Genomic DNA, 11,941 nt, shown 5'->3' on the forward strand with positions numbered 1-11,941 from the left:
GAAAAATACTTAGATGGGATTCCGCATGGCAAAGCAAATCGAAAAGCTAACCCCCGAGTTTGTCGCCACCATCGACAAGCCCGGCATGTACCCGGACGGCTTGGGGCTATATCTTCAGGTCAGCAAGTGGAACACAAAGTCCTGGCTGTTTCGATACTCTCGCAATTATAAGCTTCGGTCATTCGGTTTGGGCGCGTGCCACACCATCACTCTGATGGAAGCCCGCAAGCGCGCGAGGCAGGCCCGGCAGATGCTTCTGGATGGTGCTGACCCTATCGACACCAAGCGCGATAGCCGCCAGAAGGAACAGGCGGAGCAGGCAAGGGTGATGACTTTCGATCAATGCGCAACTGCCTACATTGAAGCCAAAAAGCACGGCTGGAAGAACGCCAAGCACGCCGAGCAATGGACGAACACAATCGACACCTACGCATCGCCTGTCATCGGCAAGCTGCCCGTGGCTGACGTGGACACCGCCCTGGTGATGAAGATTTTGCAGCCGATATGGACAACCAAAACAGAAACAGCAACACGGCTTCGCGGGCGCATCGAGTCCATTCTCGGATGGGCGACCGTGAGCAAATACCGCACTGGAGAAAACCCCGCACGTTGGCGCGGGCACCTGGACAACCTGCTGGCCAAGCGTAGCAAGGTAAAAAAGGTGGCGCACCATCCTGCCTTGCCCTACGCGGAAATTGGCGCATTTGTGGCAGGCCTGCGCAAGCAGGACGGCATGGGAGCGCTGGCGCTGGAGTACACCATCTTGACAGCCGCCCGCACCGGCGAGGTGATCGGCGCAAGATGGGATGAAGTCGATATTGGCGCCAAGACCTGGACGATCCCACCTGAGCGCATGAAGGCGGAGAAAGAACACCTTGTCCCGCTATGCGGCCGCGCCATTGAGATACTGGAGGAACTGCGGCCGCTCGGCGGCGAGTTTGTTTTTCCTGGGCTCAAACCGGGCAAGACGCTGTCTAACATGGCGATGCTGGCTTTGTTGAAACGCCTGGAGCGTGGCGACCTTACCGTGCATGGATTCCGTTCTACGTTCCGCGACTGGGCAGCCGAGCAGACCGCGTACCCGCATGAAATGGCGGAGATGGCGCTCGCTCACGCCGTCAGCAACAAGACCGAAGCCGCTTACCGACGCGGCAACCTATTCAAGAAGCGCGTGAGGATGATGCAGGATTGGCAGAAGCACTGCGACACCGTTCAAAAGCCCGCCGATAACGTGCGGGCGATGAAAGCAAAGACCGCCGCATAGCCGGGCGAAAACGCTTTAGACGATCCGCCAAACCATAAAAAGCCCGCGTTACGCGGGTTTTTTTTCGCTGGGCTTCATGAGGATGCAAATAGTCGCATTTCCCCCTAAACCTGCAACTCATCCCCCGGCACAGTGAGGCCTTCTTCATTCAAGGAGTTTCACGTGCAAGAAAAACTCGCTTTCACCATCGCGGAATTCTGCACCATGTTCCACGTCAGCCGGGGCCGGCTGCACGAACTGGAGCGGGCCGGACTCGGGCCTAAAACCTACCGGATCGCATCACGTCCCTATATCAGCCTGGCCGCCGCCAAGGAATGGCAGCAGCGCATGGAGGCCGGCGCGGCTGAGAACTTCAAGCCCCTGCCCGCCAAAAACCCCGGCCGCCGTGGTCGGGTCAACAGCGCATCCAAGGGCGGCGCGCTATGAAAGCCCCCGTCAACCGCAACCCGCGAAAAGTACCGCCTAACTCGAACACCAGCCGCCCGAACGGCGCAAGCGTGAGCGCCCTCTCGGCCCACCCCCGGGACGTGATCATCGCCGCCCTGGAGGGCAACCGCGAGACGCGCCGCCTGGCACGTCGAAACCTGAAAAAAATGATGAAGGCCGACGGCGTTATCCGATGAGCGCCGACGCCCTGTTGGCGCACCTGGAAAACGTCAAACGCACCGGCGACGGCCGCTGGATTGCCCGCTGTCCTGCGCATGAGGATCGCCGCGCATCGCTGGCCGTGCGTGAGTTGGGCGACGGTCGCGTGCTGGCGCATTGCTTCGCCGGCTGCTCGATAAATGAAGTGCTTGGGGCGGTCGGTCTCGAAATGTCCGCGCTCTTTCCCGAAAAAATATCCGTGGACGGCAAGCCCGAGCGCCGGCCGTTCCCGGCTGCCGACGTCCTGCGCGCCGTGAGCTTTGAGACGCTGATCGTCTCGCTTGCCGCATCGCAGCTGGCGAAGGGCGAGCCCCTGCTCGGCGATGACCTGGAACGATTGAAGCTGGCGGCATCGCGTCTGCATGCCGCAGCGGGGGCTTTTGAATGAGTGACTTAGAACAACGCGGCGCGGCTGCTCTCGACAAGATGGCATCCGAAAAGAAACCGGCCCGCAAAAAGAACCTGCGCCTGGTCAAGTCTGGCGGTGAAACATTCAACCCGGCCGGCAAGCGCGTAATCCGCCATGACCCGGGCCACCTCCCCGAGATCCTCGATCAGACAGGTCTGGCGCTGTCGGAGTCCTGCGATAACCTGTTCAGCTACACCGGCCGGCTGGTGCGCGTCTATGCCGCACCGGAAGCGGCCTCTGGCGGCGTGCATCGCCCGCGTGGTGCCCTGGTCCTGCATCCGGTCGATGGATCGCACCTGACCGAGCTGGCGACCGCTGCGGCCGTGCATGAACGCTTCGATGCACGATCCGAAGGCTACAAGCCGTGCGACTACCCCCGCCGCTGCGCCGACGCCTATCTGGCGCGCGGCAACTGGCCGGAACTGCGCCCGCTGGCTGGCTTCATCGAAGCGCCGACAATCACCCTCGACGGCCGCCTGATCCACGAGCCCGGACACGATAGCGAAACCGGATTGTTTCAGGCCTGCGCGGCGATTCCTGGCTGGTCTGCGCCACCAGCCAAGCCAACCCGAGCCAATGCGCAGGCCGCGCTCGACGTGCTGCTCGACCTGGTGAAAGACTTCCCCTTCGTCGCCGATGAAGATCGCGCGGCTGTTGTTGCCGGCATCATCACCGGCCTGCTACGGAGAGTGCTCCCCGCAGCCCCTCTGCTGGCAGTAACAGCGCCGACGCCCGGCACTGGCAAAACACTGATTGCCGAGACTTTCGCCATCATCGCCACCGGCCGTCGCGCCAGCGTGCTGTCGCTTGGACACGATGACGCCGAAGCCGAGAAGCGGCTGGCCGGCGTGCTGCTGGCCGGCGACGCCGTGATCGCCCTGGACAACATCGAGCGTCCGCTGAAAGGCGACCTGCTCTGCCAGGTGGCAACGCAACAGTTTGTCCGGCTGCGGCCGCTCGGCGCCAGCGGCATGCTGTCGATCCCGACGCACGCCCTGATGGTGGCCACCGGCAACAACCTGTCGATCGTCGGCGACCTCAAGCGCCGCGTCGCACTGATCCGCATGGACAGCGGGCAGGAACGCCCCGAACAGCGTACCTTCTCGCGCGACCACCTGGAGGATGTGTTCGCCCGTCGCGGCGAGCTGATCCGCGCCGCGCTCACCCTGCCGCTGGCCTACCTGGCCGCTGGTGCGCCAGCTATTGAAGGCGTGCACCCGCTCGGTGGCTTTGAGCAATGGGATCGCATGGTGCGCAGGCCGCTGGCCTGGCTGGGGCTGCCCGATCCGCTCAAGGCATCCGAAGGGCTGCGCGATCAGGACCCCGACCTCGAAGGCATGCGCCTGCTGCTGGGCGCATGGCGCGACGCATTCCAGGACAAGCCCAAGACAGTGGCCGAGCTGATGGCGGCAATTGCCCCGGGCGGCGAGTGCGACCCCGACCGGCGCGTGAACCTTAACGATGCACTTCAGTTGATCTGCTACGAGAAACCCACGCCACGCAAGGTTGGCAACTGGCTGCGCGCCCATAAAGACCGCATCGTCGACGGCATGAAGGTTAAACAGCTAGGCAATGACGGGCACGCGAAGGTCGCGCGCTGGCAGGTGGTGGGGTGCATTTGATGCGGGGTCTGCGGGGTCTGCGTGGTCTTTTCTATACAACGTATGAAAAGTGTCAGCAGAGACAAAATATATATACGGGGCAAAACGCACCCCGCAAACCCCGCAGACCCCGCACGGCCAAAAGGTACTCCCTGGCCTCAACCCGGGCGGGTTCGTTCGGGCTCGTTTTATTTCTAGGGTGTGACCCGTTTGCAAAGGCAACTCGGGGGCTTACGTTGTGACGAATCCCGCGAAACATGACGCCACCCCCCAGGCGGAGCTGGGTTTCCTTGCGAACCACAAGGAACTGCTCGCGATCCGCGTGCGGCCTGCTGAATTCGCGCGGCTGCTGGGCGTGTCGAAGCAGACCGTCTCGACCTGGATTCGCGACGGCAAAGTGACGATCAACACGCTCGACGGCCTGCTCGACGTGCGCCGCGCCATTCAGGACGTGTTGCGCAACACCAGCCCCGGCCGGCTGCGGTCGCGCGTGTTGCGCCAGGCGGTAACGGATGCGCTGGAGCTGCGCGAAAACCTCGCGCGTGCCGAGGATCGCGCCGAGGCCGCCGAGGCCGCGTTGCGCGAGGCACAAAGGGAGATTGCCCACCTGGAGCGATGGAACGCCGATGGTGATGCCCACGCGGATACGTTTCGCGCGCTGCTCATCGAGCGCGCCGACGAACTGCGCGCAGCGCCGCCCGAGGCGTGGGAGAAAACCCTAAGCGAGTTGTCGGACGCGGCATGGGATGTTGTGGATCCGGAAGAAGCCGCCGACGCCATGGATGTTGCCATGCGCGCTATTCACGAAACGGAAGGGGGCGGGGGCGCGTGAGCCGCGATGTTTTCGAAATTGCCGAGAGCATCGCAGCCGGCCAGCCGCCTGATTCGGTTGCCTTGGAGTGGCTTGCATCCGGCCTGCGCAAATGGAGGCGTGGCGTGCCGCTGGAGGCTGCGCTTGGCCTGAACCATGCCGGACGGATGCGCCGTCGCAATATCGAGTTGATCGCCGCTGCCGAGGCCCTGCGCGGCGCGCGCGACATATCCGGCTGGGATCTGGCCGGCGAGTTGTCGATGCGCGTGAAGCGGTTCACCAGCGGCAAGCTGGCGCGTTACTACCGCACTGGCGACGTGAGCACTTTTGATGACGTCGAGCGTCGACTGCTGGCTGCCGCGCTGTCGGGCGCCCCGACCACCTCAAGTAAAAAGAACCTGTATCGCTTCATCAAGCGGGACAAGGATTCGCTGCCCTTGTCCCAGCAGCCTGGGGAAGATGGCATCACCCCCACCACGAAAGACAAAACATGAACCCGAAAGACTTCATCCAAAGCCGCCGCGATGCCCTGATGATCCGTGCCGGCCTGCTGACCGCCTCCGACCCAATCGTGCACCCCGAGGCCGGCGCACTGGCTGCAGGCGGCGGGAATTTGGTTTCTGAAATGGCCAAATTTTGCGCCGACGTTGTCAGGCAAACCAGCGCCCCTGGCGCTGCCGGCCTCCGCCCGGTCGCTGGGTATTCGACGTCGGACTTCGGCAATGCGCTGAGTGACGTCCTGCGTACCGCCGCATTTATCCGCATGGCGGCGAGCATGCAGCATGAGCAGATGTGCACCCGGCTCAACGTGAACAACTTCATGCCCCGCGAGTTCCCGATGGCCTCCATCGATTCCAGCCTGGCGCTGGTAAACGAGCTGGGCGAGTTCGAGGAAGCAGGGCTGTCCTCGACAGACGGTCTGAGCGCGCGCCTGAAAACCTACGGCCGCAATGTGTTTATTTCCCGTAATGTGCTGTTGACGGACGATATCGACCTGATCGCCGGGGCGTTTGCAAATTTCGGCGGCTCGGTCTCTCGACTGGAAGCCAAGCTGGTTTATGGCTTGATCGAGTCAAACCCCACCCTCGCCGACGGGGAACCCACTTTCGATGCATTGCATGGCAATGTGCTCGCCGCCGCCCTGGATGAGTCGAATCTTGGCGTTGCGATGGGAATGCTGCGCAGCCTGCCCGACCCCTTCGGCGAGTTGTCGAACTTCGACGCCGCCGTGCTGACCGTCGAGGGCCGGATGGAAGTGGCGGCCCGGCGCCTGGTGAAGGATGCCGGGCTCGATCTGGAGGTTGTCGCGTCGCCCTGGCTGGCTGTTGGCCGATGGTATTTGCAGCCCAGCCCGGACGTTGCACCGGTTATTGGCCTGCTTCGTCTGGCCGGGTCGAAATATCCGGCGCAGATTGGGCCAAAAAAGGACGATCGCTTCCGTGACGGCAGCCTCATCGCCGTGCGCGCCGACGTCGGGGTGGTCCCCCTCGGTCGCACGGCCATCCGAGGGGGTGCTTAATGTTCGCCCGCGATGATCTGGCCGCGCTGGCGCGTGCCTACGCCGGCAGTGTGAAGGCGTTCAAAAACGCGGATCTCGCCCTTACCCGCGCCCTCGATGCGCTGGCCGCAGCCCGCGCTGGCAACAACCCCAGTGACATCACCCGTACCCGCCTGGCCGCCGTCGAAGCTGAGCGCGCCGCCGGTATCGCGTGGGACGAGTCGGAAGCTGCACGGCGCGCGTACTGGCGCCAGCGTGCAGCGGAGCAGGAACAAAAGGTGGTCGCCGAGTGCGTGCCGCTGCTGATGCAGCTCGCCGCCTACCAGCGGTTTGCTGGGCTGGCCGCAATCCCGCCCGAACACGTGCTGCGCCACCACCTGATCGCCCCGCAAGCCCACCTGGAGCCGTCCGTCGACGTGAGCATTGAACCGCTGCCCGCGCCATCGCTCGACCGTGCTGATGACGAAATCGTCGCAGGACGACCGCCTTTGCGGTCGTGTTTCTCCCGCTCTGGACACCGAATCAAGTAGGAAAGCATTCCTGGCCTCCTGGCCGGATAAGTGCGAAAGCACACCGGGCAAGTCGTTACGGCTTGCGAGAACCATCCGGGCGCGTCGGCTGCCGCGCGACGGGTTCAACCACACACGGAGCACAATTTATGAATCCACGAATCGAACCGCCACCACGCGACAACCTTAAGCGCGCGATTTTCGCTATCCATTCATGGACACTACAGGCCGGAGATGTGGCTATCCACGAAGCGGGGCATATCGTCGCCGGCAGGGCGCTTGGAATGCCATGCAACGATGCGCGCGTATCGCCGGATGGCGCGTCTGGCCGGGCTGGTGTGCTGAGTCCGGTTGGCGATAACGGCATCACCAACCCGCCGCCGCCGGATGAGGTCGCCCGCGTTTATCTTCAGGCCGCGTGCCTGATCTGGCCCGGGCTGGGTACCGCCGAAGCTGCGCTGAATTACGCCGTCATGCTGGTGGCTGGCAGGCAAGCCGAGCTGATCGCCGCTGGCCATCGCCTTAGTGGTGAGCTGCGCATGCACGATCCCGACCACCAACAATGCCGCGCGATCCTTGCCGCCTCCGACCAGCGTTTGGCGATGACATGGGCGCAGCGGCAAGCGCGGCACCTACTCACTACAGCATGGACGGAAGTCGAGGCCATCGCCAACACCTTGCGCGAGCAAGGCCGCTGGATTAATTCAACTCAATGGGAGCGCTGAAGAAAATGGAAGAAATTTTGGAAAGCGTCTATATCCACGCCGGCGCTGCCCCAGATTTTCGGCGGCGCGTAGCCGCCGGCAGCTTGCATGTCGAGGCGTTCGGTTGCGCCATCCGTATTGCTGGCGGGGGCGTTGATCTGATAGTCGCGCCGTTCGCTGTCGTCACGGCGGCCGACCTTGAGCCCGCCACGCGCATTCAATCGCGCATTCAATAAGGAACGGACATGGCCAACCCCATCACCAAAATAATCCTGTCAGCAGTCGACCGCACCAAGGCCGCGTTTACGTCGGTCAAGGGCGGGTTAGCTTCAATCGGCAGCGCAGCCACCTCGCTATCGGGCACGCTCGGCAGCATCTTCGTCGGGCTGTCGGTTGCGGGCTTTGTCGGAAAAATCAAGCAGACCATCGATGCGATGGACGAAGCCGGCGAGGCGGCAATGCGCGCCGGCACGAACGTCGAGGATTTCTCGGCGCTGCAATACGTCGGCAAGATGAGCGGCGTCGAGGACATGGAAAAGAGCCTGATCGCGCTGGTCGACAGTCTGGATCGGGCGAAGAGCGGCGCCGGGCCCACCGCAGATGCGTTCAAGTCGCTGGGCATTGACCCGGCGCAATTCACCGACTCGTCCGACGCGCTGGATGCGATTGCCGATCAATTTGCAACGATGCCGGACGGCGTGGATAAGACTGCGCTGGCAATTGAGCTGTTCGGCAAGAAGGTTGGCCCTGATCTGGTTCCGCTGCTTAACCTGGGCCGTTCCGGAATCCGGGCCTTTAAGGACGAAGCCGCCGCGTTTGGCGTGGTGATCGGCCCGGACGCGGAACGGGCGGCGGCCCAGTTCAACGACAACATGGACAAGCTGAAGACCGCTGCGAGCGGCCTCGGCGTGTCGGTCGCAAACGAGATGCTGCCTGGGCTGAACGAGGTTACCAGGTTGATGGCTGATGCCGCGAAGCAGGGTGGACTGACAGCCGCTGCGATGGCGGCCGTTCGCTTTGCGGTTTCGGACGTGGTAACAGACAACGACGTCGCTGCGACCTATCGGCTAGCTGAGGCGCAGAAGCAACTCAACGCATTACGTAAGGATGGGTTTGAGGAAGACCACAAGCGTGTGGCGATGCTGCGAACAATCATACCCAGCCTGCAGGTGCTGGCTAATGAGGAAAATCGGGTAGCCGATTCCGCTGCCGCCTCAGCGACTGCTCGCAAAAAAGCCGTCGAAGATCAAAAAACGGCCAACGAAGATCTGAAGAAATCCACCGACGAGCAGATCAAGGACGCCGAGCGCCTGCAGTCGGCGCTGCAGTCGGCGTTTTCCGCGTCGATCAAGGCCGAGACCGACTACCTGCGCCAGGCGAAGAAGCTGCGCGCCGAAGCCAACGCGCCCGCCGAAGTGTCCGATGACCCCGAAGCGCAGGCGCAGGCCCGGCTCGGCGCGATCATCGCGCTGATGAAGCTGCAGCGCGAGGCGTCGTCCGCCAGCCTGGAGGACGTGCAGGCGCAGGCCGCCGCGGTGCGCGATCTGGCCGGCGGTCTCAGTGACGCCGCGTTGAAGACCGACCTGATGAAGCAGGCCAGCCTGGCCGAGGCCGCCGCGCTGGAGAAAGCCGCAGCCGAGGAAGGCGCCCGCGCCGCCGGCCAGGCCGAGCTGCTGCGCGCCACCGAGGCGCAGGCCGCTACGCTGCAGCAGTCGCTCGACGGCATCGGCAAGGAAGTCTCGGTCGAGGTCAAGCCAGGCGCGCAGATGGAAAAGACGATCCAAGGGCTTGAGAGAGTTGCGCACCTGATCGAACACATCAAACAGCTTGGACCCATCACCGCATCGACTACGGGCGCCGATTCGGTGGAAGGATTGCTACGGACCGCCGCCCTGCAGCACGGGCGGCGGAACTAACCCGTGAGCGCGATCGTGCCGGAGCCCGCGTCAGTGCTTAAAAGCTCGCTTGAGTTTGCCCGCTGCAAAATCGAGGCTGGATTAACCGAGCCCGAGCGAAGAAGCATGGTCAAGTTTCTAATGCTTCTTCTCAATGATTCGCCCAAGGCGATGCGGCTCGCAAAGATGTTTGACCGCGGCGAGATCGACGGCGACACGCTGTTGAAAATGATGGGATAGGGTTTGGCATCAACTAAGCCGAGAAAACGCCGTTAAGCCTATTCTGGCGCGGCTGTTTTCTTTTCGTTTGGCTTGGCGTAGGATGCGACGCATCCGGCACCCTGTGTCTGGATAGCGGGGCCGCCAAGTGCGTCAACACCTGGCCGCCCCTGACCACCTGAAACTTTACTGGAGTCTCAAATGGCTGAACCCATTGTAGTACGCACGCACCTCGATCTCGTCGACGGACTCTCTCTAGAATCCAAGTCACTTAAGGCTGGCCTTGGCCTGCTTTACGCCGCGCTGGCATTCGATCGCCGCAGCGAAGCCTCGGTCTCCGAGGCGCAGAATCATTTGTATTTTATTGCCGGAGCCCTGAGCGATCTGCAAAAAAGGCTTGAGAGCCTAGGGGCGGATGCCGAAGCGTTGCTTAACGCTGAAAAATTGGCGGCATAGCGTGAGAACCGCGATCCCGGATAGCCCCAGAATGATTGATCTACAGCGGCAGATGCGCGAGGCGTCGGGTATTGGTGATCAACTAACGGCCCTGGCCGCACTTATACGCGCGGTCGACGGCGGGGAAATCAGCGAGGTCGAAGCCGGGATACTGCGCAAAGCCTTCGGTGAAACCATCGGGGAAACGATGATGCGATTGGAGCCCATCCAGTGACCCGCTTCCCTTCCTGATACAAAGACAGCCCGGCCTTAGCGCCGGGCTTTTCGTTGGCGGGTACTGATATGCTTAGAAGGTCACTTAGATTGTTTAGCCTTTTATATTTATCTTATTTATCAATGGCTTATTGTATATACTGGCGGAGAGGGTGGGATTCGAACCCACGGTAGGCTTGCACCTACGCCTGATTTCGAGTCAGGTACATTCGACCACTCTGCCACCTCTCCGGCGGCGCGTATTGTAACCGAGCCGGACGGTTTGCTGGACGAAAATTTCGCACTCGGTCAGACTCCGCCCATGCCCACCATAAAAACAGGGGGACCGATCGGGAAGCTCGCTGCGCTGGTGCTGGTTCTGGCCCTGGCTGCCTGCAGCCGTTCCCTGCCCCCGCCCGAAGCCACCGGCGAGTTACGGGTCGGCGCACGCAATAGCCCGGCCACCTATTACATCGCCCACAATGGCGAGGCCGCCGGATTCGAGCATGACTTGATGATGGCGTTCAGCCGTTCGCAGAACTGGTCGCTCAGCTGGACCGAAAAAACCCGCCCCGAAGCCCTGTTCGAACTGCTCGACACGCACCAGGTCCATCTGGCAGCGGCGGCCCTGCCGCTTGCGGTCGTGAAGGATCGTCACCTGATTGCGGGCCCGGTGCTGTTTGAAACGCCGGTCCACATCGTTTACCGCGCCAGCGACAGAGCGCCGCGCAGCATGGCGGACTTGCCCGGGAAAAGGCTGGCCCTGATTATTGGTTCCGGGCATACGCCCATGCTGATGCGCTTGAAGCGCAAGCATCCGAAACTTGCCTGGTCGGCGCTGGACAACGTCTGGCCGGAAGAACTGCTCGCGCAGCTGCAGGCCGGCAAATACGACGCGGTGGTCATCAACGGCATGGATTTCGATCCGATGCGCAATTTCTACCCTGAACTGGCGGTGGCGTTCGACATCGGCGATACGCAGAAAATCGTATGGGCGTTGCCCACTCACAGTTCGCAGGCACTGCGCAATGCGCTGGCACGCTTCGTCGAGCAGGCGCGCAAGGACGGCACCATCAAGCGCATTTACGAGCGCTATTTTGGCCACATCAAGCGGCTGGACAGCACGGACATCGTCGGCATCCTGCAGCGCCGCCGGCAACGGCTGCCCGAACTGCGCCAGCATTTCCAGGAGGCGCAAACCCTCACCGGCATCGACTGGCGCCTGCTCGCCGCGATCGGCTATCAGGAATCGCAATGGAACCCGTTCGCCACCTCGCCGACCGGCGTGCGCGGCTTGATGATGCTGACCGGTGAAACGGCCGATCGCATGGGAATCACCGACCGCCTCAATGCGCGCCAGAGCATTCTTGGGGGCGCGCGTTATCTGCTCAAGTTGAAAACAGCCCTGCCCGGCCGCATCTCCGAGCCCGACCGCACCTGGCTGGCGCTGGCCGCCTACAATCAGGGGCAGGGGCACATGGAAGACGCGCGCCGCATCGCGCAGGCGCGCAACGGCAGCCCGGACAGCTGGGCCGACGTCAAGGAGGCCTTGCCACATCTAAGCCGGGGCACCTATGCCAGTGCCATGAAATACGGCTACGCGCGCGGTGCAGAGGCGCTGCATTTTGCCGAAAACATCCGCAACTATTACGACATCCTGCTGCGGCTGGAGCCGGAATACAACCCGCTGATCAATCTGGGCGACAGCGAGGAAGGCCGGGCTGTCGGGCCGGGCTGA

The 11,941-nt window shown here is 62.6% G+C and carries 16 protein-coding genes and 1 tRNA gene; 15 read left to right on the forward strand and 2 right to left on the reverse strand.

What is annotated here, in order from left to right; translation table 11 throughout:
• The first annotated feature begins 25 nt into the window (after positions 1-25).
• From B059_RS0105210 to B059_RS20750, 10 genes are all read left to right on the forward strand, one after another.
• The gene (locus tag B059_RS0105210; protein ID WP_018077188.1) at positions 26-1,264 is read left to right on the forward strand and encodes a tyrosine-type recombinase/integrase; all 1,239 of its coding nucleotides are present in this window, start codon (positions 26-28) and stop codon (positions 1,262-1,264) included.
• Positions 1,265-1,426: 162 nt separating this feature from the next.
• On the forward strand, positions 1,427-1,690 hold the full coding sequence (locus B059_RS0105215) for a hypothetical protein (RefSeq protein ID WP_018077189.1): 264 nt from the start codon (positions 1,427-1,429) through the stop codon (positions 1,688-1,690).
• Complete coding sequence (locus B059_RS0105220; protein ID WP_018077190.1) at positions 1,687-1,887, forward strand: hypothetical protein; 201 nt, start codon at positions 1,687-1,689, stop codon at positions 1,885-1,887. The genes B059_RS0105215 and B059_RS0105220 overlap by 4 nt, the downstream gene beginning before the upstream one ends.
• On the forward strand, positions 1,884-2,297 hold the full coding sequence (locus tag B059_RS0105225; protein ID WP_018077191.1) for a hypothetical protein: 414 nt from the start codon (positions 1,884-1,886) through the stop codon (positions 2,295-2,297). Before B059_RS0105220 ends, B059_RS0105225 begins: the two co-directional genes overlap by 4 nt.
• Entirely contained in the window at positions 2,294-3,940 is a 1,647-nt protein-coding gene (locus B059_RS18700) for a hypothetical protein (RefSeq protein WP_018077192.1), read from the forward strand. The genes B059_RS0105225 and B059_RS18700 overlap by 4 nt, the downstream gene beginning before the upstream one ends.
• Before the next feature lie 217 nt (positions 3,941-4,157).
• Positions 4,158-4,751 carry a MerR family transcriptional regulator gene (locus B059_RS19880; protein ID WP_018077193.1) on the forward strand — a complete coding sequence of 198 codons (594 nt, stop codon included), beginning with the start codon at positions 4,158-4,160 and terminating at the stop codon, positions 4,749-4,751.
• The gene (locus B059_RS0105240; protein ID WP_018077194.1) at positions 4,748-5,224 is read left to right on the forward strand and encodes a hypothetical protein; all 477 of its coding nucleotides are present in this window, start codon (positions 4,748-4,750) and stop codon (positions 5,222-5,224) included. Before B059_RS19880 ends, B059_RS0105240 begins: the two co-directional genes overlap by 4 nt.
• A complete protein-coding gene (locus B059_RS18710) occupies positions 5,221-6,249 on the forward strand; it encodes a phage major capsid protein (RefSeq protein ID WP_018077195.1) in 1,029 nt (342 codons plus the stop codon). The genes B059_RS0105240 and B059_RS18710 overlap by 4 nt, the downstream gene beginning before the upstream one ends.
• Entirely contained in the window at positions 6,249-6,758 is a 510-nt protein-coding gene (locus tag B059_RS0105250) for a hypothetical protein (protein ID WP_018077196.1), read from the forward strand. Before B059_RS18710 ends, B059_RS0105250 begins: the two co-directional genes overlap by 1 nt.
• Before the next feature lie 128 nt (positions 6,759-6,886).
• Complete coding sequence (locus tag B059_RS20750; RefSeq protein WP_157273622.1) at positions 6,887-7,462, forward strand: hypothetical protein; 576 nt, start codon at positions 6,887-6,889, stop codon at positions 7,460-7,462.
• Here B059_RS20750 and B059_RS0105260 read toward each other — a convergent pair.
• Complete coding sequence (locus B059_RS0105260) at positions 7,447-7,662, reverse strand: hypothetical protein (protein WP_018077198.1); 216 nt, start codon at positions 7,660-7,662, stop codon at positions 7,447-7,449. The genes B059_RS20750 and B059_RS0105260 overlap by 16 nt on opposite strands.
• A 24-nt stretch (positions 7,663-7,686) precedes the next feature.
• On the opposite strand from B059_RS0105260, the gene B059_RS0105265 reads away from it, so the two are divergent.
• The 4 genes from B059_RS0105265 (at position 7,687) to B059_RS0105280 (ending at position 10,225) form a co-directional block, all read left to right on the forward strand.
• Positions 7,687-9,357 carry a hypothetical protein gene (locus B059_RS0105265; RefSeq protein WP_018077199.1) on the forward strand — a complete coding sequence of 557 codons (1,671 nt, stop codon included), beginning with the start codon at positions 7,687-7,689 and terminating at the stop codon, positions 9,355-9,357.
• Positions 9,358-9,360: 3 nt separating this feature from the next.
• Positions 9,361-9,576, forward strand: coding sequence for a hypothetical protein (locus B059_RS0105270; RefSeq protein ID WP_018077200.1), 216 nt, complete (start codon positions 9,361-9,363; stop codon positions 9,574-9,576).
• A 180-nt stretch (positions 9,577-9,756) separates the two neighbouring features.
• A complete protein-coding gene (locus B059_RS0105275; protein ID WP_018077201.1) occupies positions 9,757-10,011 on the forward strand; it encodes a hypothetical protein in 255 nt (84 codons plus the stop codon).
• A gap of 31 nt (positions 10,012-10,042) precedes the next feature.
• On the forward strand, positions 10,043-10,225 hold the full coding sequence (locus B059_RS0105280) for a hypothetical protein (RefSeq protein ID WP_018077202.1): 183 nt from the start codon (positions 10,043-10,045) through the stop codon (positions 10,223-10,225).
• 140 nt (positions 10,226-10,365) lie between these two features.
• Here B059_RS0105280 and B059_RS0105285 read toward each other — a convergent pair.
• A tRNA-Ser gene (locus tag B059_RS0105285) sits at positions 10,366-10,455 on the reverse strand.
• Positions 10,456-10,525: 70 nt separating this feature from the next.
• Here B059_RS0105285 and mltF point away from each other — a divergent pair.
• Positions 10,526-11,941, forward strand: coding sequence for a membrane-bound lytic murein transglycosylase MltF (mltF, locus tag B059_RS0105290; RefSeq protein WP_026177317.1), 1,416 nt, complete (start codon positions 10,526-10,528; stop codon positions 11,939-11,941).

This window comes from Thiobacillus denitrificans DSM 12475 (genome assembly GCF_000376425.1).
Taxonomy (GTDB): Bacteria; Pseudomonadota; Gammaproteobacteria; order Burkholderiales; family Thiobacillaceae; genus Thiobacillus; species Thiobacillus denitrificans.